This window comes from Lysinibacillus sp. OL1 (assembly GCF_004332175.1).
GTDB classification, from domain to species: domain Bacteria; phylum Bacillota; class Bacilli; order Bacillales_A; family Planococcaceae; genus Lysinibacillus; species Lysinibacillus capsici.
The window spans coordinates 39,929-64,803 of sequence record NZ_SJDS01000006.1 but is presented as its reverse complement, the minus strand read 5'-3'; the positions used below and the strand labels follow the sequence as shown (position 1 = coordinate 64,803).

Below are 24,875 nucleotides of genomic sequence, written 5' to 3'. Positions count from 1 at the left end.
TCACGCCCTTTGAATTTCTTCAGCTAATAATGTCTGTGCACGATTGGTTAAGTTCTCAATTTCCTTTTCACTAAGTGGCTCTATTAACCTCGCACCACCAGCATACTGGTACAAATCCTTTAGAATATCCTTCCATTCATTGCTGTCCCATTGCTCCATCAAGCTCACAACGGATTGAGTTGTTGCTGTATGCTCAAAAAATCTCGATGTCTTTTGCAACACCATTTTTTGTACCCAACACATTGGCTCAATACCTTCCTCTGCCTCTCGAATAGTCTCTAACCAAGCATCTACTGTTGCATGCTCAAATAAAGCTTCCGTTTGTTCGTCAATATGTTGCAAATGAAGCTCTACTACCGATGCGCCATATTTCTTCCTATTGGCTGTAATAGCTTCTGCACATCTCTTCAATAATTCATTGGCGTGTACCACATTCGTACAATCCACCTCAATGGTGCTATAAACAACAGCAGAGGTAGAGATAAAATCAAGCTCAGTCGATGTTTTGGATAGCGTCACATCATAAAAGCCTTTCATTCCTTGTTCTTTACGATGTCGACTTTGAATATTGCCTGGATAAACAATTGGAGGGTTTTGATGTAAAAGCTGTCGTTTATGAATATGGCCAAGCGCCCAATAATGATAGTTCTTTTCAAGTAGCTGTTGTTTTGTAAAAGGGGCATACACATCATGTGTTGTATTGCCTGCCTCACTGCCATGAAGCATACCAATATGAATGGCATGCTGATCATGTGCAATTGGATAGCTTTCAATAACGGATTCCTTTAAATGACGTTCAGGATAGCTAAAACCATAAATATTCACTTGTTGACCCCGTATTTTTAATTGAACTACACTCGTTTCAGCGGGTAATTCATAGACATTACTTGGTAAAGAAAAGCGTGTCCATGTGCCATTTAAATGATCATGATTTCCGTAGCTTACAATGACAGGAATATTGTGTTGAAAAAGCTTCTCCATTGCATCTTGAAATCTTCGTTGTGCTTGCAAGCTACGATTTTCACCATCATAAATATCCCCAACAATTAGTAAAAAATCAGGTTTTTCCTGAATCGCTTTAAGGATAATTTTATCAAACGCTTCAAAAGTGCTTGACCGTATTTTCTTTAAAATGGGTTCGGGGAGACCAAATAAGCCCTTAAATGGACTATCTAAATGTAAATCTGCCATATGGAAAAAACGAATTGCTGACATCCAATCACCTCAAATAGTAGATAATTCTCTCTTTAGTGCAAAACCAAAGTAATAATATGCTGATTAATCAAAACCGAATATTTGTTCTATTTTATCATAATTCATGTATGATGAAAAATGCTATTACGCAAAAAAACAACATTGCCTTACTTTTTCCACAATTTTCGTAATTTATCAATAAATTCACTAGTTTTACCGTGAAGTTTATAAATCTTCTATGTATAATAGAAATATATTCAAGTAAAAGGGTGGGGTCTGTATGGAGAATTATCGTTTTACAGCTTTTGAAAAAACAGGGGAAACATTGTTTGATGAAACTTGGACTTTTGAAAATGATGAGGCTGCTAAACTAAATGGACAACAACAAATTGAGGAAAAAGGTGTTGCCGATAAAACTCATCGTCTTGTAAACGCTTCTGGTAAATTAATTTTATTCCATGTTTAGTGGCTAATAAAAGGCACGTAGTCAATGGTTTGCTACGCGCCTTTTATTATTTTTATTTACCTACAAAGACAGGCGTTCTTTTCTCTACAAATGCATGAATGCCCTCGACATGATCTGTTGTTTTACGCATTGCAGACTGGCCCTCAGCCTCTAATGCTAAGATATTTTCTAGCTGTGGTATATTTTGTGCATGTAAAATTTTTTTCGTTGTAATCATGGAAGAAATCGGGGATGCAAGCATTTTCCCCACCACCTGATCTGCCATTGCAAATACAGTGCCCTCTGGTGCAATATAATCAATTAACCCTGCATCTAATGCTTCTTTTGCTGTTAATACCTTTCCCTCCCATATCATTTGTTTCGCTTTAACAGTACCTACACGCTCCTTCATGAAGAAATGACCGCCCCCATCTGGAATCAGTCCAATTCCAATGAAATTCATAGCAAGTTTACTATTTTCACAGGCTACAATAATATCTGCCCCTAGTGTTAGACTAAATCCTAAACCTGCTGATGCACCATGAACCGCTGCAATCACAATCATTGGTAGCTGATAATATGCCTTCACGATACGTGTCAGATAAACCATTGCCTCATCAATATTCAGTGGTTTGCTTTCATCTAGCATTGCTTTTATATCACCACCCGCAGAAAAGACCTTTCCTTCCCCACGAATAACAAGCACCTGAATATCTTTTTCCTGTTGTAGTGCCTCGAAGCATTCTGCAAGTTCACGCATCATGACATCATCCATTGCATTCATCGCCTGTGGACGATTCAACGTTAACGTTGCACGACGCTCTAATTTTTCTAAAGTAATCGTTGAAAATTCCATTTCTATAACCCCCAAATATGAATAGTCATTCACTATGTATAATTCGTGTTTTTTTAGAAAACTCCTTCTCTCTGAGCAAAATTGCTCCTGTTATGCTATATTAAAGGACGAATATCGAGATAAGGTGGTAATGTATTTTGACAAAAAAAGACTATCGTGTATTACTTTATTATAAATATATTACGATTGAAGATCCTGAAGCGTTCGCAGAAGAACATTTAGCATTGTGTAAAGAGATAGGGCTTCTTGGTCGTATTTTAGTAGGTTACGAAGGTATTAACGGAACTGTATCAGGTACTATTGAGCAAACAGATGCTTATATGAACCATATGAAGGCAGATGCTCGTTTTAGCGATATGATGTGGAAAATTGATGAGGCTGAAGGGCATACCTTTAGAAAAATGCATGTACGTCCTCGTCGAGAAATTGTTCACCTCGGTTTAGAACAAGATATCAATCCGTTAGAAATCACAGGTGATTATTTAACACCTAAAGAATTTATGGAACAGATGCAAGATGACAACACAGTAATCATCGATGCCCGTAATGACTATGAATATGATCTCGGTCATTTCCGAGGTGCTGTTCGACCAGATATCGAAAACTTCCGCGACCTACCTGCTTGGATGGAGGCACATAAAGGAGATTTTGCAGATAAAAAAATCTTAACTTATTGTACAGGTGGTATTCGCTGTGAAAAATTCTCTGGTTGGCTAAAACGCGAGGGCTTTGGTAAGAGCGTAGGTCAATTACACGGCGGTATTGCTACATATGCGAAAGATCCTGAAGTGAAAGGTCAATTATGGGATGGTCAAATGTTTGTTTTTGACCGTCGTCGAAGTGTACCGATTAATCAGGTGGAACATGTCATTGTTGGGAAGGATTATTTCACTGGTAAGCCTTCTGAACGATATACAAATTGTGCAAATCCAGCGTGTCATAAATTAATGCTTTGTGAAGAAAAACATGAGGCTTTTTACATGCGAAGCTGTTCAGATGATTGTCGCCGTGCCGAACGCAACTTTTTCGTGGGGGAAAACAATTGGACAAAGGAACAGGTTGAAGAACAAATTGCTAAGATTGCAGAGGTCCAACAATCAAATTGCTAATCTATTCCATAATTTAATCAAGGTGAGCATCGCTGTTGGATTTCTGCTCAAAACTTCAGCATAGTGATCCACTTCAGCATTATCAATCCATTTAAAAAGAGCATCGTTCATCAAGACGATGCTCTTCATTATGCACCTTATCCTTGTCCTAAATAGCGTCCTACCTGACGTCCACTAAATAAACAACCACCAACAAATGTCCCTTCTAAAGCGCGGTAACCATGGACGCCACCGCCACCGAAACCACTTACTTCACCCGCTGCATATAACCCAGGAATTGGCTGACCGTCCATGCCCAAAACAGCGCCATTTAAATTTGTTTGTAAGCCACCTAAAGTTTTCCTTGTTAGAATGTTTAAGCGAACAGCAATTAAAGGCCAATTTTTGGTATCTAAAATTTTATGTGGCTTGGCAACACGCACCCATTTATCCCCAATATAATTTCTTGCTCCATGAATAGCGTTTACTTGCAAATCCTTGGTAAACTTATTGTCCATTTCCCGATCTCTTGCCAAGATTTGCTCTTTAATCTTCATGAAATCAAGTAGCTCATTCCCAGCAAGTTTATTCATTCCATCTACAAGTTCCTTTAGATCATGTGCAATCACAAAATCCTCTCCGTGATTTTTAAAAGCTTGGATAGGAGCAGGTGGGCCTGGTAAAATGCGTTTTAGAACATCGCCAATGCTTTTGTTTGTTAAATCTGGGTTTTGCTCCGAGCCAGATAAAGCAAATTCTTTCTCAATAATTTTCTCCGTTAAAATAAACCAGGAATAGTCATAACCTGTTTTTTGAATCGCCTCTAACGTACTGAGTGTATCAAACCCTGGAAAGTTGGGTGCATGAAAACGATTCCCCTCTGCGTCAAACCACAGGGAGGAGGGACCAGGCAATATCCGAATTCCATGGTTGGGCCATATTGGATCCCAATTTCTTAAACCCTCTGTGTAATGCCACATGCGATCACGGTTTACAATGCGACCCCCAGCATGTTCCGTGATCTCTAGCATTCTTCCGTCAACGTAAGCTGGTACACCACATACCATATTTTTTGGAGGGATTCCTAATCGAGCAGGCCAATTTTTTCTCACTAAATCAAAATTTGCCCCAATACCACCACTTGCCACAATCACAGCTTTCGCTTCGTAGGAAAATTCACCGATTCCTAATCTCGAACTTTTTTCACCTCGATTAATAAAGGTTTCAGCTAGCACCGTTCCGCTAACTCCTATAATCTTCCCTTCTTGCTGCACAAATTCATCCACACGATGCCTTGGCTTGAAGTCAATGAATCCTTCTCTCATAGCCTGTTTTACTTTATCTACAAATGGTTTTACAATGCCAGGGCCTGTTCCCCAGACAATATGAAATCTAGGTACTGAATTGCCATGCCCTCCTGCCAACGAACCTCCCCGCTCTGCCCATCCAACAACAGGGAAAAACTTTATACCTTTTGACTTTAACCAGTCGTATTTTTCACCTGCAGCAAAATCGACATATGCTCTTGCCCATTTATATGCCCAAGAATCCTCATCTTCTAAACGATCAAAGCCTGCAGTTCCTTGCCAATCCTGCCAAGCAAGCTCCTTACTATCTTTAATTCCAAGCCTTCGTTGCTCTGGAGAATTTACTAAAAATATTCCTCCAAAAGACCAATAAGCCTGTCCTCCGATTGAATTTTCAGGCTCTTGATCTACTAAAAGCACTTTTTTCTTTGCATCTATTAATTCACAAGCTGCGACTAATCCTGCAAGACCAGCACCGACTATTGCAACATCGTACTTCATTCTTACACCCCCAAATCAATCATCCTTAACTAACATTCTTCTCTCACAGTCTGTTTACCTTCTACTTTTTATATTTTTGTCTAAAATGTGACAAACAAAAACGTTCGCTTTCTTAGAACAAATCCGTGGATAATTAGCATAAACCCTCTATTTTATTCCATTTAATTCCCATATAATTTTTCATGCTAAAACTACACAGAAACCTGATACTATCGGACTTTTCAAATATCGTTAGCGCTTTCATTGTACTCCCCAAAAAGACGAACTATATAACAAAAATATATACAAAATATTCGTTTTTAGTTATTTTTCAGAGTTTTGAAGTCAACATTTTTAAAGTTTTTAAGAAATATCGTTGACAAAGGTGAACAATAGGGATTATGATGTTAACAAATTTAATCACAAAAAATATAACGACGGAGACACACTAGTCGCAAGAAAATCCAAAGAGAGCTGATGGTTGGTGCAAATCAGTGATTTCTACGATAATAGTTCCACTCCTGAATAGATAGGCTGAACAACTTAAAAGTAAGCTTATCCGTCTCATGCACGTTACGCATATAGCTAAGACTGCCAGAATAAATTTTCCAGCAGTGATTAAGGGTGGTACCGCGAACCAAAGTTTATACAGCCTTTCGCCCCTTACAACACACTAACTGTGTTTGTAAGGCGTGGAAGGCTTTTTATATTGTCTTCGATTTAGAAAGGAGATTGTTTGTATGCTGTAAGATGTTCGAATTTTACAAATTTCAGACTATCGTAAATAAAGCCATAGCCAATAATGATAAAAAAGGAGCTAATTATAATGACTACTGCAACAAAAACAAGAACTATTAACGTATTTATCGCTGATCCACTAAGTGAGGATGGTATTTTCCCATTACGCCAGGAACAAGATTTAGATTTAAACATTATTGTAGACACAGGTTTAGCACCAGAAGAATTAATCGCTAAAATTGCTGATGTAGATGTATTACTTGTTCGTTCTCAAACAACGGTAACACGTGAAGTAATTGAAGCAGCTAAAAGCCTAAAATTAATTGGTCGTGCTGGTGTTGGTGTCGATAATATTGACCTTGCTGCTGCTACAGAACACGGCATTATCGTGGTAAACGCACCAGATGGTAATACTAACTCAGCTGCCGAACATACAATTGCGATGATGACTTCACTTGCCCGTCATATTCCACAAGCTTTTAATACATTAAAAAATGGCAAATGGGATCGCAAATCTTATGTTGGCGTGGAGCTAAAAAATAAAACTTTAGGTGTTGTAGGTTTTGGTCGAATTGGTGTTGAAGTAGCTTATCGTGCTAAGGGTCAACGTATGAGTGTTATGGCATATGATCCTTTCCTAACAGATGAACGTGCCAAAGAATTAGGTGTAACAAAAGCAACGGTTGAAGAAATTTGTGTAGCTGCTGATTTCATTACAGTTCATACACCACTTCTACCTGAAACTCGCAACCTAATTAATAAAGATAAATTTGCGATGATGAAAGATGGCGTACGTATTATAAACTGTGCACGTGGCGGTATCATCAATGAAGACGATTTATATGATGCAATCGTAGCAGGAAAAGTGGCTGGAGCTGCTCTTGACGTATTTGTTTCTGAACCAGCAACAGATCATAAGCTGCTGACTTTACCACAAGTTATCGCAACGCCTCACTTAGGAGCATCTACAATCGAGGCACAAGAATCTGTAGCGGTTGACGTGTCAAATGACATCATTAAATTTTACAAAACAGGGACTGTAACAAATCCAGTAAATATGCCATCTATACCTAAAGAGCTTCTTGCACAAGTTGAGCCTTTCTTTGAATTAGCTGAAAAACTTGGTTCATTCCTATCACAAGTGACAACAGAGCCAGTCAAAGAAATCAACCTATCTTATGCTGGAGAAGTAGCAAACTATGATGTTCGTCCATTAACTTCAAATGCGTTAAAAGGTTTACTGTCTAAAAATCATGGTAATCATGTCAATGATGTGAATGCTCGTTACTTATCTGAACGTATTGGTATGAAAATTAATGAGCACAAAACAACAACAGCAAAAGGCTTTACTAGCTTAATTACGATTGAAATTATTACTGCTAACGAAACACATACTGTAGCGGGTACACTATTAAACGGTTTAGGTGCACGTATTGTAAAAGTAGAGGACTATGTTGTAGATGTCATTCCACAAGGCCACCTTCTTTACATTAAAAACACTGACAAACCAGGTGCAATTGGCCGTGTAGCAACAAAGCTTGCAGAAAAAGAAATCAATATTGCAACAATGCAGGTTGGTCGTGCACAGGTTGGTGGTACAGCGGTTATGATGTTAACGGTTGATAATGTTGTAACAGAAGAAGATTTAGTTTTTGTGGCACAGCTTGAAAACATTGATGAGGTAAAAGCCATTAACCTATAATTAATAATAGCAAGAAGCAGGGAGTCTCTACTCTCTGCTTTTTATTTTGGGAAAATGATACTTTTCTATGAGTTCTTCGTCCTTATAGAAAAGGAGGTGCACAGCTTGAACATTGAAGAAATATTTTACTTACATAATCACACCATTTTTAAATACTTATATTACTTACTAAATGACGAAAAATTAGCAGAGGATTATACACAGGAAACCTTTGTCCGTTATTTGAACCATCATCAAACAATAAAAAAAGGAGCTGATCTTGCTTGGTTACGCTGTACTGCGCGTAACCTTGCCTATGATCATTATCGTCGAAAAAGGATCATTCAGTTTGTTCCTTTTTTACAACAGCATGAAGAACAAGTATCACCTTCTCCTCATCAATGGCTGATGCAACAAGAAGATGCCAAGATACTATATCTTGCCATTCGGAAACTAAAAATTACCTATCGCGATGTGATTATTCTGCGCAAAATAGAGGGACTGTCCATCGAAGAAACCTCCAATATCCTTGGTTGGAATGAGGGGAAAGTAAAAAACACATTAAAACGAGCACTCGTCGCATTAAAAAAACAGCTAGGAGGTGAAATGGATGAAGAATGATAAGAAGACATGGCAACACTTAGATGATTTAACATTATCTAATCAGCAGGAGAAAAAAATATTACGCAATATGACAGAGCCTTCAGTAATTAATAAACAACAATCAAAAAATAAATGGAAAATCCCATCTGTAACATTACTATTTATAGTAGTTCTTTCTTTATTAATTTTATCTTTTGTTCAACGTCCGATTGATTCTCCTACGACAATGGATTCCTCCAAAGCAATCCAACGAGTCTACTTAAAGGAGAATCTGAACAAGGAAACCTTTATAGCAAAGGACTCTTGCCTTTATGTTCCTCAGCAATGCTATGCTCATACAAAGGCTATCACACAGCTACAACAGAATTGGGACAACGCTTCTCCTATAACAATATCCGCTAGTCAATGGAAAAGTGGTACTAGCTATGATATTTTGATTCTCTATAATGACCGTACACAAGAGAAATGGAAGGTACTCAATAACAAGATTTTCTTCAATGTTGAAACCCAGCAAGCCTTTCTGATTGAAGAATCAATTGACTCTTTACGCTATTTTTATGATGAGAAGCGGTCGACGAAACTGATTTTAGGGAACTTTTTCATCCTACTTATGCATTTCATCCTATGGATTGCTAAAAAAAGAATGCCTTATACAGAACGTCGCTTTTTCGCTGCGACAGTAGAGCATGCTATTGCCAATGCCATTATGCTCGTGTTGTTTGGAGGTATTTCATTTGGTATCTATCTTGTCCACCATACTATTCATGCAACAATTATTTATGGCCTTTTCTCACTCTACTCCTTTATGCAAATCTATTATCGTAAAAAGGCTGGCGAACCACAGGGTTACTTAATTGCTAGCGCTCTTGTTCAGCTTTGTATAGGGATAGCTTTTACATGTTTATACCTTGGACTGAATGTCTATTTTTAATAAAAAAATGTACTGTCTCCACGAAGGATCAGTACATTTTTTATACTATAGCTTATTTACAAGCTCCAACAACGCTGTCAAAGAGTCCACCTCATAGGTAGGTGTCACAGCCCCGTTGGCGATATTGCTTTCACGATTAATCCATACATTACGCATTCCCACACGAGATGATCCTAAAATATCAGTATTAAGATTGTCGCCAACCATAATTGCCTCGTCGGCTATAATACCTGCTTTTTCCATCACATACTCAAAAATAGATGCGTCGGGCTTCCCTTTACCAAAGTCACCTGAAATAATAATATGATCAAAATATGGGGCAATTTCTGGTGTGATTTCTAGCTTTAAATTTTGCAAACTTGGTGCGCCATTTGTAAGCAATACAAGCTGATATTTTCCTTTTAATTCATCTAACACTGCAAAAGTATCTTCGTATAAAAATGGCGCTACTTTACGCTCGGCTACAAAGCGCTCTCCTAGCTCCGCTCCAAATGCTGTATCTTCAATACCAAGAGCAGCTAACCCTTTTGTCCAAGCCGCTGCACGATAGCTAGGCACAATTTCCTTCATTTTCTGGAAGGAATCCGTCGAGTCGTCAAACGTTCCCCAAAGTCCTTCAAAGGGATTGATACCAATTAATACCGTATAATCATATATTTCATAACTCTCATATAAAGCACGTGCCTCTCGGCGAACAGCTTCCTCTAGCTCAGTAGGATTCACATTATGTACTGTTGCTGCATAGTCACATGTTTTTTCAAATGCAGTTTTGACTGATTTCTTATCCCATAGCAGTGTATCATCTAAATCAAAAATAATTGTATTTATCGACATTTTTGTCCGCTCCTAGCTCCCGATTAATACTACTATTTTAGCATATTTTCAAAATAGTTAGGATAACAAATTATGTACAATTCCTTTATCTAAAAACAAGCTGTGCGTCAAATCTTCACAGCTTGTCATACATTAATTATGTTTATTACGCAAACGGTTCATTAAACTTTGAATGTCAGCTCTTTTTTGCTGTGTTTCTTCTTGTAAAATTTCAATATAGTAAATGCCATCTTTTTCTTCTATCTGAACACGATCACCTACTTGCACAGGCTTGTTCATAGCTGACTGAGAAATAATGAGTTGTTCCTCTTCTGCTGGAAACTTTAAGAAAACCGCATAGCCATTTTCAATACGGTCCAATGTGTATTTACTCAAGCTCACTTACAAGTTCCCCTTTCTCATTGCGTAATTGCGCTGCATCTCCATCATTTAACCAAATTTGTTTAGTTGTCCATTTCAAATAATTTTGCCCTTCTTGCGCATTGGTTCCACTAGTAATAAATATTGTTTTCCCTGGCTGTAAAGAAAGGTTAGGGAAATTAAAAACTTGATGCCCTTCAATTGAAATAAGCTGCCAATCTTTTAAAGATACTGCGTGTTGTCCACTATTTTTAATTCCTACAGTTTCAGTAACTAAATCCTTGCTAACGATTTCAATAGCTGTTGTCGGTTCTTCTCCTTTAGATGGTATATTACCAGTTTCTTCACTAGAAGTTTCCTTACCGTTCACCGTATAGTTTACCCCATCTGTAGACACCGTAATCGTTCCTAAATCCGCGGTAGCATAGATTTTACTACCAATAGCCTGCAAACGATCCACAACTTCTGCATGTGGATGACCATACTTATTATCCTCCCCATAACTTAATATCGCGACCTTTGGCTTTACAGCCTGAATGAATTCCTCTGAGCTACTTGTGTTAGAGCCATGATGTCCTGCTTTTAAAACTGTTGCTTTCACATCATACTGCAACATTTCCTTTTCTAATGCCACTCCCGCATCTCCTGTCAATAAAAAAGAGACATTCCCATAAGTCATTTTTAAGACAATGGAGGCATCGTTATTGTCTGTAGCCTGATCATTGGCATTTAAAACTTTCACATTTACATCCTTATCAAATTCGATATCATCGCCGATTTTTGGCACATGATAAGGAATATTTTTTTCATCGATACGTGTCAGCATCTCTTCAAAGGTTTGCGATGTATGTACTTTTCCCGAATCATAAAATTGCTCAATCGTCATGTTATCTAATACAGGAATAAGCCCTCCAATATGATCAGCATCTGGGTGTGTTGCTACTACAATATCAAGCTTATTTATCCCAAGTTCTTTTAAATAAGAGACAATCTGTTGCCCTGCGCCCTTCACTCCCCCATCTATAAGCATCGTTTTACCACTTGGTGATTCGATCAGTATAGAATCCCCTTGTCCTACATCAATAAAATGAACCTGCATTTCATGACCAGCTGTTACAGGAATTTTCTCTGTCTTGACTGCCTCGGTACAGCCGGCTAATAAAAAAAGACAAAGGAGTAATACCTTTATTATTTTTTTCATCTACTAACTTCCTTTCTATTTTCCTATTATACAAAAAGAGAGCTAGCCATGGGCTGCTCTCCTTTTACTTTAAACAAATATCCACCATAAAATCATCGTAATAATAATCGTCACAAGACCCTGTAACAACGTGGCCACCGTTTGGGCTTTATAGGCTTGTGTTACTTCCATACCACTATACTGCGTAATCACCCAAAAGAAGCTATCATTCACATGGCTAACTGTCATTGCTCCTGCACCTATTGCCATCACCACTAATGCTAATGGTACCGCTCCATCAATTCCCAATGTCACAAGCATTGGGGCTACTAAAGTAGATGTAATCACAAGAGCTGTTGTAGAAGAACCTTGAGCCGTTTTCAACGCTGCTGCTACTATAAACGGCACAAGAAGGAATAATGTACCTGAGGCAAACATACCTAAATCCATTTCTTGAAGCATTTCTCCAACACCAGCATTTTTTATAACAGTTCCAAACGAACCACCAGCCCCTGTTATAAGTAAAATTGGTGCTGCTTCTTTTAGACTTTCGCCAATCCAACCTGTTAATGTCGTTTCATTGATTTCAGGTAATAATAAAAAGGCTGCTGCTACACCTAAAAATAAGGCCACTGTTGGAGAACCTAAGAATTTAAAGATGGTATTGAAAGTCGCTTCCGTATCACCAACTAATGCTGCTATAGAACCCAAACCAATTAACACAATCGGCAGAACGATTGGTAAAAATGCTTTAAATGTTGAGGGCATTTTACCAAAGGATTTAATGACTTCCTCATAATCTAATGCCTCTACCTCATCTTCAGGAACGCGAATTTTTGTCGCAACTTTTACTGACCATAGATAACCTACGAATGTCGCTGGTATCGCGACTAATAAACCAATGACAATGACTGTTCCTAAATAATCTGCTGCGCCAATATTTCCTGCTGCTGCAATAGGACCTGGAGTTGGTGGTACTAATACATGCGTCGCAAATAAGCCAGTTGCTAAAGCTACTGCCATAGATGCAATCGTAACATTGGCTCGCTTTGCTAATGATTTTTGCAAGCTGGATAAAATAATAAAGCCAGAATCACAAAATACTGGTATGGATACGATATAGCCAATTAAAGACATCGCTAATTGTGGACGTTTAGGTCCTACAATTCTTAACACTACTTCTGCCATTCGATAAGCAGCACCTGATTTTTCTAATATTAAGCCTATAATAGTACCAGCAATAATGACTAAACCAATACTTGTCATTAAGCCTCCAAATCCAGTATTAATGCTTTCCACTACTGTCAATAATGGCATACCTGAAGCAATTCCAACGAAGAAAGCGCTGATTAATAAAGCTAAAAACGGATGAAGCTTTAACTTAGCCGTTCCTAAGACAACAAATAATACCCCTATAAATATAATAATGAACAACATCTAGTCATCCCCCTTTTGTAAGTAACGCTCTAGCATTCTTTTTGTTTTTAATCGGATAAAGTGAGCAGGTTCTTGCATTGCCTGCTGCACACCAATCTCCTCATCTACCAATGACTCAACAACTGTAAAATACGCTTGTAATGCTGCATTTGCCTTGGTATCAATTCCTCCTGACAGCAGCATCGCCTCTACATTCGCTTGCTTTGCAGCCTTTGCTACACCTAATGGTGCCTTACCATGTAATGTTTGAAGATCTGATTTTCCTTCACCCGTTATCACTAACTGTGCTTCTGCTAAATGAGCCTGAAGCTGTACAGCGTCCAGCACAAGGTCAATTCCTGCATGGAAGGTTCCTTTTAAAAAGGCGATTAATGCGCCCCCCATTCCCCCAGCGGCTCCAGCACCTTTATAGTCATGTAATCGTATAGCAAATTTAGCTTCAACAATATCTGCAAAATGCTTTAAACAACGATCAAATTCAGCGACCTGGTGTTTTTGAACACCCTTTTGTGGACCAAAGATGGCAGTGGCTCCTCGTTCACCAATAAGCGGATTATCCACATCACAGGCAATCGTAAATGTTGCTTCTGCTAATCTAGTATCTAGTAGACTCATATCTATGACATCTAATTGCATAAGGTTAGAAACACCAGCCTTAAGTTCCACCCCTTCTGCTGATAATAACCGCACACCTAATGCTTGTAACATACCAGTACCCGCATCATTTGTAGCACTCCCACCAATGCCAATAATAAATTTTCTAAAACCTTGATCAAGTGCGGCTTTAATTAATTGTCCTGTGCCATAAGATGTAGCAAGTTCAGGATTTTTCTCATTTTCTTGTAACAGCATAATACCAGATGCTTGAGCCATCTCTATTACACAGGTTACTTGATCGCCCAGTACACCATATTGAGCCTGGATAGCTCTTCCCAATGGATCAAGCACAGTTGCTGAGCAATATCGACCATCTGTAGAGGCAATAAGTGAGTGCAGTGTACCTTCACCACCATCTGCCACTGGTAGTATAATTGTTTCAATTGAATGATCCACATCTAGGATTCCTTTTTGCATTGCCTTTGCTACTTCAACTGCTGACAGAGTACCCTTGTAGGAATCTGGACTAATGATAACTTTCATGTTATACCTCCACTTATGTCGTCCATTGACATTTACGTAAATTTTCATATCCCTAAGTTAAGCGCTTACAATTTATTATAATGACAATAAATTCAGAAAACATTATAATAAGTGTACAATTTATCTGTCATATAACAGGCTGTTTTTTATGCGAGGTGTATAAACATGTTGACAAAAAAGTTAGCAGAAGACATCGTCCATCAAACGATGCTGCGCTTGCGTCACAATATTAATGTTATCAGCCCAAGTGGGGTCATTTTAGCTTCTGGAGATAAAATGAGGGTGGAAAATATTCATGAAGGTGCACTATATGTAGCACAGACAAAAGAGACTCTAATTATAAATGAGGAAAATATAGCACTTTATCCAAACACAAAACCAGGCATCAATATGCCAATTATGTATCAAGATGAGGTTGTAGGTGTTATAGGTATTACAGGAGATTCAGACGATATGCTTGAAATTGCTAATCTCGTTCAACTCACAACAGAGATTATGGCCCATCAAGCGATTGTTGAATCTAAAAGCGAATGGCAACGAAAGAATAACGATTACATATTTGAAGCACTCGTTCATGGAAGTAAGCTAGACGGAGCCTTAAATGAACGGATTCAGAAATTACCATTTGCTCTTTCGGGCCCTTTTCAGGTGATTTTAGTGAGCTTAAATGAAGCATCCTACGCAGAAAATACAATACCCTTCTTTTTTGAGGATCTATTTTACAAACAGCCTGTTCTTGCTGGTCATAGCCAATTACAGGAATACTATATCCTACTAACAAATTGCGGGGAGCAAAATTGCCGTCCTATTATAAAAGCACTGCGTAAGCAGAAGCAGAAACTTCCCTCCCTTCAAATTGGTGTAGGGCCTGTGGTTCAGCATTTATCTCAGCTTCCCTATAGCTACCAAGGTGCCAGAACAGCTCTAAAATTTGCTACAATCCATAATGAATTGACTTTTTTTGAAGATGTCGAGTTATTTTCCCTTTTTAAACCTCGTGAATCGGAGGAGGTTCAAGCATTTTACCATCGTATACTCAAAAATTTAGACGCTAAACAATTGGAAACATTACAATCGTTTTTTGACTGTAATTTACAGCTAAAGCATTGTGCTCAGCAATTGAATATTCATCGACATACACTTACTTATCGTTTAAATAAAATAAGGGAATTAACAGGCTATGATCCGCAATACTTTGAGGATGCTGTTCTGCTAAAAATGGCCTGTACCTTGCGAACACTGCAAACAATGAAGGCAATCTGAACAGATCAGATTGCCTTTATCATTAAGCCTTATATAATTCATTTAAAAATTCAATTTTCTTCCCAATAGCCTCTTCAAAGGTCATGATATAGGCAGCAGGATCTTTCGGATTATGGAATTGTGTAATTCTCCCTGTTTCGGGATGAACAAATTTTGAGGATGCCCCACAGCCAATTCCTAAGATTGTCTGCACTTCTTCCATAATAACGATATTATAAATACTTTCTTCTCCCGCTTTACTATAGCCGACATTTTCTAAATTACCTAAAATATTTTTCTGACGATATAAATAGTATGGAACATAATCATTTTCTTTTGTCCAAATTTGGGCCATTTCCATCATTTCAGCTACCGTATCACGGTCGGCTACTTTGTATTTATCCTTATTACGCGTCATCTCTGATGCACGTTTAAATGATAGCGTATGAACAGTTAAAGACTCTGGCTGCATCTTTGCCGATTCCTCTAATGAATGTTGGAATTCTTCAATCCCTTCATTCGGTAGCCCAATTATAAGATCCATATTAATATTATTCATACCTGATGCTCTTGCAAGCCAAAACTTATCAATGGTTTCCTGAACCGTGTGATGACGACCAATTGCTTTTAATGTTTCATCAGTATAAGATTGTGGATTTACACTAATACGATCAATACCCCATTTTTTTAGTACTTCTAATTTTTCTGGTGTGATGGTATCAGGTCTTCCTGCTTCAACTGTCACCTCTCGAATTGTTTCAGGGTTAGGGAATGATTCAAACATCGTTTGATATAAGGCATCCATTTCATCGGCCTCAATTGAAGTCGGTGTACCACCACCCCAATAAATGGAGGTGATTTTCATATCATTGTCCTTCAGCCATTTGCCCATTTCGCGCAATTCAATATGCAAGCCATCTAAAAAAGTCGTAACACGCCCCTGCTTACGATTGCTACCAATCGCATAGGCTGGGAAAGTGCAATATGCACATTTGGTAGGGCAGAATGGAATACCAATATAAACACTGATTTCTTCTCCAATGGCATCAAGATCAGGAATGGTCACTAGTTGTCGGTCCACAATTTCCTTTAATAGTCCAACTTTTTCCTTTGATAAGCGGAAATCTCGAATTAATAGATCAGCAATTTCTTGCTCACTTTTACCTTCTTTTCTAAATTTATGATACAGCTTTGTTGGGCGTACACCCGTTAAAATCCCCCATTGCTGATGCACTCCAGTATGCTGTTCAAGAACATCTAAAAATACATGTGACAATGCACGTTTTATGCGAATATTTAGCTCACGATCTGTTGCTGGGGAATCATATTGAATACTGTACTCATTCGTGTATTGCTTACCATCTACAATCAAGTTTGCTTTTGTAGAAATGGAAAAATCGTCTCCAGTCTGATAGTCAAATGAAGCAGACATATCTGCTCCCATTGGTTCAACCTTCAGCTTGGAATCCTCAAAAAATAAATTCGCAATATGATTTAATACGCGAATCCAATCTTCAGGATATTTTTGATCTATATGAATAATTTTCATTTCGTTTCGCTCTCTTCTTTTATATATTGCAGATTTAAGTTTAACAAATTTCTATGACTATAAGCAAAATAACAATTAGAATCTATAAAATAACAGAATATTCAGTTTAAATATAGACAAACTATTTTTTTGTCATTATAATTTTCAGAAAAGGTGGTGTCGAGAATGTTTATTTTAAAAAATGACAATTATACATCTGTTTCGAGCTTTATTCATCAAGTAGAAGTAGCATTCCACCATTTTGATTTAGAGCGCTGTGACGAAAAAACATTATATGTCACGGTAAAACTTAATTACGGCACACATAAAGTACTTTGTGATTTTATTTATATTATTGATCAACAAGAAATCTATGGCGCTATTTCAATTAACAAGCATTATGAAAAGACAAGGGTATTTATTCAACAGCATTTTCAGCAATTTTTATTGTATTCAGATGAAATGGTATTAGCTAAAAACTTCATGAGTACAATATCCTTTAAACAATGTCTCCAACAATTTGCGAAAAAGTATCCAGCCTTTATTTCCTCAAAGAACCATTACGATCTAGCAATGGCTGAGTAACCACAAATAAAAATAGTATGCCAAGCATTGTTGGCATACTATTTTCTTAATTATTTTAAATATTCATCCACAAATTCAACAGGTACATATGTCTTTGTATCTTTTAAGGTCGGTGCGACTGTTAGTGTACGTAATGCCTTATTATAGCCAAATGTTTTTTCACCGCGAGTAATTGTGTAAGATATATTCCCTTTTGAAAGGATTGCCCCCTTGCCTGTAGAATCCACTTTGAAGCCAAGCTTTTCAGCGATCACACGTAATGGCACCATTTTTGTACCAGCTACTTCATAAGAATCTGATGCGATAATATTATCAATTTCTTCATTTATTGGATTCTTAGTAGTTGAGGAATCATCGTTCAGTACAATTACTTTAGATGGTGTTGTTTGAGCTGGGATACTTTTAGTAGAGGCCGTATAGAAAACAATCAGATGCTTCTCTGCTAAATCTTTAGCGTCCACCTTTTCACCTTTTTCATTGAATAGCTCTGTTTCTTTCCCAATATTTAATTTTAAAATATCATACGTATTAGTTAAATCTTCAAAGAAATAATCCACTTCTACAAAACCAACTTCTTCTGTTTCAACGATGACAACCTCTGGATTGAATTGTGGTGGATAAATATATTTTTGCGGTTTGTTAGCAAAGGTATAAGCTAATACTTTATCACCCTTTTGTAGCTCCACTTTCTTCCCAGTATTGTCGAACACGAGAGTATCTTTAGTAATTTCTAATACATTTGTTTGCTCGCCTTCTTTTACTGTGTAATATGTAATATTTTCCCCAACACGAACATCTTCCACAGTACCACGAGTATCATTAAAAATGTGTACGGGATCAATTTGTATTTGTGGTACCTCCGCTTCTGTAGATTGCTGCTCATTTGCTGAAGCTACTGGTACAAGGGCACTTCCAAATAATAATGCAGACATAGCTGCAGGTGCTATTTTTTTCATGTTCATAAAATCTCTCCTTATTGTTTGGATTCATAGTAGTAGTAGTTTTAAAATGGAAAAAGTTTCAGTGCAAACCGAGGATTTTATGAGAAAGAGGTGGCAGTATCTACTGCCACCTCTTATTCCTATTCTTTAACAATCTCGCTCAAACCAGTAATATCGATGCCATTTAAAGCTTGAGTAGCAAGGCGATCCGCTTCCGAATTATCCTTACGTGAAACAAGCTGATATTCGGCTTGAATGTGAAGTTGCTCCAGCTTAGCATCAATTTTATCTGCCCAGCTTGCTAGTTCTTTTTCCAATGCTGGCCATTCCCCATTCAGCTGATTGATGACCACTTGTGAATCTCCTATAATACGCACAGGCAAATGGTGGACATTTAAAAGTTCTAGCTCTACTAAGGCTAAATAAAGCGCTGCATACTCTGCCTCGTTATTTGATTTCAATTCAGACGAAAAGGCATTCCTTCTCAATCGTAAAGGTTTACCATTTTGTTCGTAATAAATGGCGCAGCCTAGTCCTGCTTGCCTTGTCCCACGATCAAAACCTCCATCAAAATAGAGCGTAATATTATGAGGCTCTGTATCAATTTCCTTTAAATATGCTTTTAGCTCTTTAAGTGACCAATTTGTATCTTGCCGATCAACACAATGTAGCGATTTTACCCTTCCCGTTCTTTCCATATCCTCTGCAAGTAAAAATGCTTGAGCTGCAGGCATTTCAGCTGAACGTAAAACTGTTGTTGCTCCTTTTGGTGTTTTATAGGTCCATTCAATGATGACATGCATATTCATAACCTCCCATACTCTTTAACTGGTACATAAAGCAAAAACGTGTACCGACCAATAGCGGATACACGTTTTCCTCTCACTTGTTATATGTGCAATTCCTAGAAAAATTATTCCTTTTTAAATTGCGCTTATCACCTATTATTGAATTCCTTCATATAAACCTTGGATAGGTTTTATTAAAATGCGATTTACTTCTTCGATTACTTTACTTACCTTCATTTCTGCCTCAAGCATCGTTGAAATTTTTTCATTTTGCTGTGCAAGCTGTGCCGCTTTTTGTGCATAGACAAGCTCATCTTCCAAAATATCCTCACCAGCTAATTGCTTTTTCTGTAATTCGATTTGGATTTTACGGAAGTTTTTAAAGACATTTAATGCCTCTTCATCATTTTTAACAACTTCAACAGCAGCTTTTAACGCTTCAAATTCTGGAATCTTACGGAAAGTTGCTTCTAGCGCATTAATGTCATTATAAATATTAATCATTCATACAATCTCCTTTTAAATAAAGTAAACAATCAAGCCTTGCACAATCCCAATCAATCCACCAAGCACTGCACCTAATACAGTAATCATTTTAAACTCACGTTTTGAAATACCTAATACAAGCTCCTCTAATTTCTCTACTGGGAATGAGTCAACCTGCTCTCGCACGACCTCTTGTAAGTTTAAACGTTTTAGTACATCCTCAAGTTTTTCCTCTGCCTTCACAAAAGCTTTTTCTATAGCTTGTGGAATCACGGTATACTTCGCCCAGTCATTTCCTTGTGGCCAATAATAAGAAATCGGTTGATTTAAACGTTCAGAGATTGCTAATTGTTCTTTCACGTACACTTGTAATTTCGATAAAATGGGGTCAAATTGAACATCTTGCAAAAAGTCCATAGCTGGTCGATCTTTAAGTTTTTCCCATTCCTGCGAAAATATTTTTGTTAGTAAGGTTGTTGTTCCTGGTGCTTGTAAAAACTTCACAAGCTCACGTTGAACTTTCCCAACTAATGAAGAGGAATCACCTAAGAACATATTGATCATGCCGCCTAGAGACCCTTTTGATGATAAAAAGTCATCAATCATTGCCTTAATCGTCATTTCACCTTCTGGTGATAAAAAATAATCCTCGCCTTTTTCTAAAATGTGCTGAACTGCTACTGGAATTTTAGCATCAATTGTATTTTGGATATCATCTGATAGCAGCGTACGAATTGATTTTGTTGATAGTGTATTCTTTACTGACGAAAATTGTCCCTCAACAATTGCTTCAACCTTCTGTTCAATGGTAGTAGGTAGATGAGCAAACCCAGCTAAGTTTAGCCAATCCTGAATTGTTTTGTCGTTTGTAAAGATTGTTTCTTCAACTTTTGTTTGCACAAAGTGTTCTACTTTGTCTTGAATATCCTTAGAGAAAAACTTTTTTCTAAATGTTTCAGGTGTTAGTAAATAATTAACTACTGTAAGACCCAGCTGTTTAGCTAATTCATCACGTCGTTTGGGTATAAGGCCTGGTGTAAACGGTACACGCCAATTTTTAATATATATCGCTTTATATGGACGAAAAAGCATTTTAATGGCTAAGTGATTTGTAACGCCCCCAATTGCAGCCCCAATGATAGCCATAAAAAGTAATGTCACTATAAAATTATCCATTAGTATCCTCTCATTTCAATTGTATTCAAGATTGGCGTATTTTGTCGCCTTCTGCACTCATTATAGCAGAGCAATGATTTTCAACGAAAGAAATACCCCTTTAGAATTTCAATCTCATCCTATTTACTTCTATGAAAAGTGAATAGTTGCAAAAATACCTTTATACTTGAATAATATGACTACATACTATAAGAAGCGAGGTTTGATGATGATTCAACATTTCAGTTTTAAACCACTATTTGAAAACACGCAACTACCTGGGTGGTCTATTTCGTTTTTTTATCAACGAGAACGATACCAAGGGGAATATTTAAAGGACGGTACGATTGAGTGGATAGGAGCCATTCCATCAGACGAGGAGGTTGTTAAAAAAATGATACATGAACTTATGCTGTTTCATGTATACGATTGAATTTGATAGTCAATTTTTCGTTGTGATCCCGTATAAAAATACCTATATTTACTATTAATAGCACGCCATTTAAGCTAATTATGTTGAATCCTGTTGAAATTTGTATATTTTTCTTATACATTTATGATATCAGCTTAATAGTAAATGTTTTTTATGCAGGGGGCCATTTCAATGAGTAAAGTCACACTTTCGGATGACTTAAATAGCTATAATTCAAAAGCGTTAATTCGTGTAAAAGTAAAAGAATTTTTTTCAGAATTTTCCGCTAAAATATTCGAATTAGTGGATGAAGCGGGTGCTGTTAATAGTAAGAAATTCGAGGAACTTTCTGGCTATAAAAGCGACTTTTACAATGAGTATTGCAGTCAACTAAAGGGCTTCTTTGATTCTTCTACTAGCTCTTTCGGCAAGAAATCGATTAAAACGTTCTATTTAACGTATAATAATAAGAACTATGTTTTAACACAGCAAGGCATAACGGAAAAAGCACCTGTATCTATCGCTCCGCTTACAGGTGAAATACCTTTAAAAGAAACGGTTCATGACGTTGAAAAAGCGTGTTTAAAATTACGCTTCCAGCAAGAATAAATAGGTCAAACATTTAGAAAGGGGGAGTCTCAAATGATGATTGAGACTCCCCCCTTTCTATAAAAAATAATTCATTTAAAAAAATCCGCAAGCTAAAGCACTCTTGAGATTTTTGACGTGTCGTATTATATGAGATGCAAAATGCTTCTTTCCCTAAACAAACTATCTTTGATCTTTCTAAAGTTAGCATATAGCCATGGTAATTACAATCTTTTGGTATTTGAATCTAGTTGCATTTTTACAAAAGATCCATGAAAAACAAGTGAAAAAGTTGTTGTCAATATTTGTGTTTTTCTTTTAAATAATTTATGATTGAAACATCCAACAATTTTTTAAATCATAGGAGGTGTACACTTTGTTTACTTCCCTCATTCGGGCGGGAACAAAGGAATTATTTGGACGGAGACATATTGGAGATAACCATTAGGTTGGCGGCATTCGCCCTACTAATTATAATGACTGGATTTTTCGTTGCAACTGAATTTGCAATCGTAAAAGTGAGATCTACCCGCATTGATCAATTGCTCGCGGAAGGGCATAAAAAAGCGAAAAATGCAAAACGTGTTGTTTCAGATTTAGATGAGTACTTATCTGCATGCCAGCTAGGTATTACCATCACTGCACTTGGTTTAGGTTGGTTAGGTGAACCTACATTTGAAATCATTTTACACCCAGTGTTTGAATTTCTAAATTTGAATGGTAGTATTACATCTATCCTTTCATTCATACTTGCATTCTCAATCGTTACGTTTATGCATGTTGTTATTGGGGAATTGGCGCCAAAAACATTAGCCATCCAAAAAGCAGAATTTGTCACATTAAATTTTTCTGGTCCATTAATCATCTTCCACAATATTACGTATCCCATCATTAAGCTATTAAATGGCTCTGCTCGTGGTTTAACAGGTCTTTTCGGCTTAAAAATGATGTCAGAATCAGAAGTGGCTCATACAGAGGAAGAGCTGCGTATGATTTTGTCGGATAGTTTAAAAGGTGGAGAAATTAATAACTCAGAATATGAATATGTTAACAGTATTTTCGAGTTCTCTGATCGTCTTGCAAAAGAAATTATGGTTCCTCGAACTGAAATTGTCGGCATAGAAAAAGAGCTAACAATTAAAGAAGTGTTTGATTTAATGGGTGTTGAGCAATATACTCGTTATCCAATTCTGGATGGAGATAAAGATCATATTATTGGATTAGTTAACATGAAGCATTTATTAACCGCTTACATTAAAGATCCTAAAAATGGTGATAAGCCAGTCATTGATTATATGCAACCTATTATTCGAGTGATGGAAACAACGCAAATTAACGATCTATTACTAAAAATTCAACGTGAACGTATTCATATGGCCATTTTAATGGATGAATATGGCGGAACATCTGGTTTAGTGACGATTGAAGATATTATTGAGGAAATTGTCGGCGATATTCAAGATGAATTTGATGAAGACGAAATCCCGGAAGTACAAGAAATTGCAGAAAATCATTTTATTTTAGATGCTAAGATGCTTCTTGAAAATGTAAATGATATGCTTGGTACTGACATAGAAGATGATGATATTGATACTATCGGTGGTTGGTTCATGACGAAGCGTTTTGATGCGGTCGAAGGTGACAGTATTGAAGAGCAAGGTTTTGAATTTATCGCAAAAGAATTAGATGGTCACCATATTTTATACTTAGAAGTTCTGAAATTACCTAACAGTGATTTATCAAATGAATATGACGCAGTCATTGACTAAAATTGAATTGATTTGCCATACTTGTCGTGGTACTATTAGAAGCACGCTTGTATAATCTAGGCTATAAATATGGTCTTTTCTTCACACCTTATATAGGTGGGAGCAACGACTGTAATAAATAGATGAAACGACTCCCTTTTTAAAAGGGGGTCGTTTTCTAATGTTCGAAAGTTTTGCGAGGAGGAAACAAAATGGAGCTCTATACAAATTTACGTCAAGGGGAAAAAGGTGCATGGCTATCCATTGGTACATATCTTATCCTAAGCTCTGCTAAGCTTACAATAGGCTACATTGGTACATCTGAGGCTCTAAAAGCTGATGGTTTAAACAACACCACTGATATCATTGCTTCCATCGCGGTACTGGTTGGTTTACGCATTGCCCAAAGACCACCTGATTCCAACCATCAATACGGACATTTACGAGCTGAGACGGTTGCCTCTTTAGTCGCATCGTTCATTATGCTTGTTGTCGGTCTCCAAGTATTAGTTAGTTCCCTAAAAAGCTTGTGGGAGCCCACTGGAACAACACCTTCACTGTTAACTGCCTATGTCGCAATAGGTAGTGCAGTTGTCATGTATGTGGTTTACCGCTATAATTTGGCACTATCTAAAAAAATTAAAAGCGCCGCTGTTAAAGCAGCTGCCTTTGACAATCGCTCCGATGCACTTGTCAGCATCGGTACAGCCATTGGTATTTTCGGAGCCATTTTCGGCTTTCCGATCATTGATTCACTTACAGCTCTCATTGTTGCCCTTTTAATTATTAAAACAGCAGTAGAAATTTTTTGGGAAGCTGTTCAAAGTCTTACAGATGCCTTTGATATTGATGAAGTTGAAACGTTATCGGTCTTAATCCGTAACGTGGATGGGGTAATGGAGCTTTTAGACTTTAAAGGACGTGCCCATGGGAATATGTACTTTATCGACGTAACTGTCACAGTAGACCCTTATTTAAATGTCTTTGAAAGTCATCGTATAACCGAAGAAATCGAACATACCATTATGCGTGAAAATCGCTTTTGTCAGGTTCTTGTGCATATTGAGCCACATATCATTCCTCCACAAAACGAAGAAAAGTCTCCTACCAATTGATTGGTAGGAGACT

Annotated in this window: 25 protein-coding genes and 1 other annotated feature; of the genes, 11 read left to right on the top strand and 14 right to left on the bottom strand. The window is 37.3% G+C overall.

Annotated features, from left to right (window positions below; genetic code table 11):
• Entirely contained in the window at nt 1-1,215 is a 1,215-nt protein-coding gene (locus tag EW028_RS12435) for a metallophosphoesterase family protein (RefSeq protein WP_131521100.1), read from the bottom strand.
• Nucleotides 1,216-1,474: 259 nt separating this feature from the next.
• Between EW028_RS12435 and EW028_RS12430 the strand changes: the two genes are divergently transcribed.
• Nucleotides 1,475-1,660: a YhzD family protein gene (locus EW028_RS12430; protein ID WP_036075853.1), complete on the top strand. Its 186-nt coding sequence runs from the start codon at nt 1,475-1,477 to the stop codon at nt 1,658-1,660.
• A 52-nt stretch (nt 1,661-1,712) separates the two neighbouring features.
• Here the strand turns inward: EW028_RS12430 and EW028_RS12425 are convergent, their stop codons facing one another.
• A complete protein-coding gene (locus EW028_RS12425; protein ID WP_131521099.1) occupies nt 1,713-2,495 on the bottom strand; it encodes an enoyl-CoA hydratase in 783 nt (260 codons plus the stop codon).
• A gap of 137 nt (nt 2,496-2,632) precedes the next feature.
• On the opposite strand from EW028_RS12425, the gene trhO reads away from it, so the two are divergent.
• Nucleotides 2,633-3,604 carry an oxygen-dependent tRNA uridine(34) hydroxylase TrhO gene (gene trhO, locus EW028_RS12420; RefSeq protein ID WP_131521098.1) on the top strand — a complete coding sequence of 324 codons (972 nt, stop codon included), beginning with the start codon at nt 2,633-2,635 and terminating at the stop codon, nt 3,602-3,604.
• Here the strand turns inward: trhO and EW028_RS25310 are convergent.
• Nucleotides 3,593-3,733: a hypothetical protein gene (locus EW028_RS25310; RefSeq protein WP_193767373.1), complete on the bottom strand. Its 141-nt coding sequence runs from the start codon at nt 3,731-3,733 to the stop codon at nt 3,593-3,595. The genes trhO and EW028_RS25310 overlap by 12 nt on opposite strands.
• Before the next feature lie 8 nt (nt 3,734-3,741).
• Entirely contained in the window at nt 3,742-5,391 is a 1,650-nt protein-coding gene (locus tag EW028_RS12415; protein ID WP_131521097.1) for an FAD-binding dehydrogenase, read from the bottom strand.
• 404 nt (nt 5,392-5,795) lie between these two features.
• Nucleotides 5,796-6,037: a binding site (T-box leader), on the top strand.
• 159 nt (nt 6,038-6,196) lie between these two features.
• Here EW028_RS12415 and serA point away from each other — a divergent pair.
• The 3 genes from serA to EW028_RS12400 all read left to right on the top strand — a co-directional run bounded on the left by serA (nt 6,197) and on the right by EW028_RS12400 (nt 9,323).
• Entirely contained in the window at nt 6,197-7,810 is a 1,614-nt protein-coding gene (gene serA / locus EW028_RS12410) for a phosphoglycerate dehydrogenase (RefSeq protein ID WP_131521096.1), read from the top strand.
• 105 nt (nt 7,811-7,915) lie between these two features.
• A complete protein-coding gene (locus EW028_RS12405; protein ID WP_131521095.1) occupies nt 7,916-8,410 on the top strand; it encodes an RNA polymerase sigma factor in 495 nt (164 codons plus the stop codon).
• On the top strand, nt 8,400-9,323 hold the full coding sequence (locus EW028_RS12400; protein WP_131521094.1) for a hypothetical protein: 924 nt from the start codon (nt 8,400-8,402) through the stop codon (nt 9,321-9,323). Before EW028_RS12405 ends, EW028_RS12400 begins: the two co-directional genes overlap by 11 nt.
• 45 nt (nt 9,324-9,368) lie before the next feature.
• Here EW028_RS12400 and EW028_RS12395 read toward each other — a convergent pair whose 3' ends face one another.
• The 5 genes from EW028_RS12395 to EW028_RS12375 all read right to left on the bottom strand — a co-directional run bounded on the left by EW028_RS12395 (nt 9,369) and on the right by EW028_RS12375 (nt 14,274).
• The gene (locus tag EW028_RS12395) at nt 9,369-10,157 is read right to left on the bottom strand and encodes an HAD family hydrolase (RefSeq protein WP_131521093.1); all 789 of its coding nucleotides are present in this window, start codon (nt 10,155-10,157) and stop codon (nt 9,369-9,371) included.
• Between the two features lie 132 nt (nt 10,158-10,289).
• A complete protein-coding gene (locus EW028_RS12390; protein ID WP_131521092.1) occupies nt 10,290-10,538 on the bottom strand; it encodes a DUF3006 domain-containing protein in 249 nt (82 codons plus the stop codon).
• Nucleotides 10,525-11,718 (bottom strand): MBL fold metallo-hydrolase, encoded by a 1,194-nt coding sequence (locus tag EW028_RS12385; RefSeq protein ID WP_131521091.1) that lies wholly within the window; start codon nt 11,716-11,718, stop codon nt 10,525-10,527. The genes EW028_RS12390 and EW028_RS12385 overlap by 14 nt, the downstream gene beginning before the upstream one ends.
• Before the next feature lie 69 nt (nt 11,719-11,787).
• The gene (locus EW028_RS12380; RefSeq protein ID WP_131521090.1) at nt 11,788-13,134 is read right to left on the bottom strand and encodes a GntP family permease; all 1,347 of its coding nucleotides are present in this window, start codon (nt 13,132-13,134) and stop codon (nt 11,788-11,790) included.
• A complete protein-coding gene (locus EW028_RS12375; RefSeq protein ID WP_131521089.1) occupies nt 13,135-14,274 on the bottom strand; it encodes a glycerate kinase in 1,140 nt (379 codons plus the stop codon). It abuts the gene before it with no gap.
• A gap of 165 nt (nt 14,275-14,439) precedes the next feature.
• Here EW028_RS12375 and EW028_RS12370 point away from each other — a divergent pair, with 165 nt between their 5' ends.
• Nucleotides 14,440-15,537 (top strand): CdaR family transcriptional regulator, encoded by a 1,098-nt coding sequence (locus EW028_RS12370; RefSeq protein WP_131521088.1) that lies wholly within the window; start codon nt 14,440-14,442, stop codon nt 15,535-15,537.
• Between the two features lie 22 nt (nt 15,538-15,559).
• Here the strand turns inward: EW028_RS12370 and EW028_RS12365 are convergent, their stop codons facing one another.
• Complete coding sequence (locus EW028_RS12365) at nt 15,560-17,065, bottom strand: coproporphyrinogen III oxidase (RefSeq protein WP_131521087.1); 1,506 nt, start codon at nt 17,063-17,065, stop codon at nt 15,560-15,562.
• A 165-nt stretch (nt 17,066-17,230) separates the two neighbouring features.
• Here EW028_RS12365 and EW028_RS12360 point away from each other — a divergent pair, with 165 nt between their 5' ends.
• Nucleotides 17,231-17,629, top strand: a complete 399-nt coding sequence (locus EW028_RS12360; protein ID WP_131521086.1) for a hypothetical protein — start codon at nt 17,231-17,233, stop codon at nt 17,627-17,629.
• A 50-nt stretch (nt 17,630-17,679) separates the two neighbouring features.
• Here EW028_RS12360 and EW028_RS12355 read toward each other — a convergent pair whose 3' ends face one another.
• The 4 genes from EW028_RS12355 to EW028_RS12340 all read right to left on the bottom strand — a co-directional run bounded on the left by EW028_RS12355 (nt 17,680) and on the right by EW028_RS12340 (nt 21,020).
• A complete protein-coding gene (locus EW028_RS12355) occupies nt 17,680-18,591 on the bottom strand; it encodes a copper amine oxidase N-terminal domain-containing protein (RefSeq protein ID WP_131521085.1) in 912 nt (303 codons plus the stop codon).
• Nucleotides 18,592-18,710: 119 nt separating this feature from the next.
• Entirely contained in the window at nt 18,711-19,373 is a 663-nt protein-coding gene (locus EW028_RS12350; RefSeq protein ID WP_131521084.1) for a ribonuclease H family protein, read from the bottom strand.
• A 141-nt stretch (nt 19,374-19,514) separates the two neighbouring features.
• Nucleotides 19,515-19,862, bottom strand: a complete 348-nt coding sequence (locus EW028_RS12345; RefSeq protein ID WP_004230811.1) for a YlbF family regulator — start codon at nt 19,860-19,862, stop codon at nt 19,515-19,517.
• A 15-nt stretch (nt 19,863-19,877) separates the two neighbouring features.
• Nucleotides 19,878-21,020: a DUF445 domain-containing protein gene (locus tag EW028_RS12340; protein ID WP_131521083.1), complete on the bottom strand. Its 1,143-nt coding sequence runs from the start codon at nt 21,018-21,020 to the stop codon at nt 19,878-19,880.
• Between the two features lie 208 nt (nt 21,021-21,228).
• On the opposite strand from EW028_RS12340, the gene EW028_RS12335 reads away from it, so the two are divergent.
• From EW028_RS12335 to EW028_RS12320, 4 genes are all read left to right on the top strand, one after another.
• Nucleotides 21,229-21,432, top strand: coding sequence for a YheE family protein (locus EW028_RS12335; RefSeq protein ID WP_131521237.1), 204 nt, complete (start codon nt 21,229-21,231; stop codon nt 21,430-21,432).
• A gap of 171 nt (nt 21,433-21,603) precedes the next feature.
• A complete protein-coding gene (locus EW028_RS12330) occupies nt 21,604-22,020 on the top strand; it encodes a hypothetical protein (RefSeq protein ID WP_131521082.1) in 417 nt (138 codons plus the stop codon).
• Between the two features lie 428 nt (nt 22,021-22,448).
• A complete protein-coding gene (locus EW028_RS12325) occupies nt 22,449-23,768 on the top strand; it encodes a hemolysin family protein (RefSeq protein ID WP_004230815.1) in 1,320 nt (439 codons plus the stop codon).
• Nucleotides 23,769-23,959: 191 nt separating this feature from the next.
• Nucleotides 23,960-24,862: a cation diffusion facilitator family transporter gene (locus EW028_RS12320; protein ID WP_048391796.1), complete on the top strand. Its 903-nt coding sequence runs from the start codon at nt 23,960-23,962 to the stop codon at nt 24,860-24,862.
• Nucleotides 24,863-24,875: the final 13 nt, after the last annotated feature.

Coding starts and splice junctions, on each gene's coding strand:
- EW028_RS12435 (WP_131521100.1), bottom strand. CDS start 1,215: ATGTCAGCAATTCGTTTTTTCCATATGGCAGATTTACATTTAGATAGT.
- EW028_RS12430 (WP_036075853.1), top strand. CDS start 1,475: ATGGAGAATTATCGTTTTACAGCTTTTGAAAAAACAGGGGAAACATTG.
- EW028_RS12425 (WP_131521099.1), bottom strand. CDS start 2,495: ATGGAATTTTCAACGATTACTTTAGAAAAATTAGAGCGTCGTGCAACG.
- EW028_RS25310 (WP_193767373.1), bottom strand. CDS start 3,733: ATGAAGAGCATCGTCTTGATGAACGATGCTCTTTTTAAATGGATTGAT.
- EW028_RS12415 (WP_131521097.1), bottom strand. CDS start 5,391: ATGAAGTACGATGTTGCAATAGTCGGTGCTGGTCTTGCAGGATTAGTC.
- serA (WP_131521096.1), top strand. CDS start 6,197: ATGACTACTGCAACAAAAACAAGAACTATTAACGTATTTATCGCTGAT.
- EW028_RS12400 (WP_131521094.1), top strand. CDS start 8,400: ATGAAGAATGATAAGAAGACATGGCAACACTTAGATGATTTAACATTA.
- EW028_RS12395 (WP_131521093.1), bottom strand. CDS start 10,157: ATGTCGATAAATACAATTATTTTTGATTTAGATGATACACTGCTATGG.
- EW028_RS12385 (WP_131521091.1), bottom strand. CDS start 11,718: ATGAAAAAAATAATAAAGGTATTACTCCTTTGTCTTTTTTTATTAGCC.
- EW028_RS12380 (WP_131521090.1), bottom strand. CDS start 13,134: ATGTTGTTCATTATTATATTTATAGGGGTATTATTTGTTGTCTTAGGA.
- EW028_RS12375 (WP_131521089.1), bottom strand. CDS start 14,274: ATGAAAGTTATCATTAGTCCAGATTCCTACAAGGGTACTCTGTCAGCA.
- EW028_RS12370 (WP_131521088.1), top strand. CDS start 14,440: ATGTTGACAAAAAAGTTAGCAGAAGACATCGTCCATCAAACGATGCTG.
- EW028_RS12365 (WP_131521087.1), bottom strand. CDS start 17,065: ATGAAAATTATTCATATAGATCAAAAATATCCTGAAGATTGGATTCGC.
- EW028_RS12360 (WP_131521086.1), top strand. CDS start 17,231: ATGTTTATTTTAAAAAATGACAATTATACATCTGTTTCGAGCTTTATT.
- EW028_RS12355 (WP_131521085.1), bottom strand. CDS start 18,591: ATGAACATGAAAAAAATAGCACCTGCAGCTATGTCTGCATTATTATTT.
- EW028_RS12350 (WP_131521084.1), bottom strand. CDS start 19,373: ATGCATGTCATCATTGAATGGACCTATAAAACACCAAAAGGAGCAACA.
- EW028_RS12345 (WP_004230811.1), bottom strand. CDS start 19,862: ATGATTAATATTTATAATGACATTAATGCGCTAGAAGCAACTTTCCGT.
- EW028_RS12340 (WP_131521083.1), bottom strand. CDS start 21,020: ATGGATAATTTTATAGTGACATTACTTTTTATGGCTATCATTGGGGCT.
- EW028_RS12335 (WP_131521237.1), top strand. CDS start 21,229: ATGATTCAACATTTCAGTTTTAAACCACTATTTGAAAACACGCAACTA.
- EW028_RS12330 (WP_131521082.1), top strand. CDS start 21,604: ATGAGTAAAGTCACACTTTCGGATGACTTAAATAGCTATAATTCAAAA.
- EW028_RS12320 (WP_048391796.1), top strand. CDS start 23,960: ATGGAGCTCTATACAAATTTACGTCAAGGGGAAAAAGGTGCATGGCTA.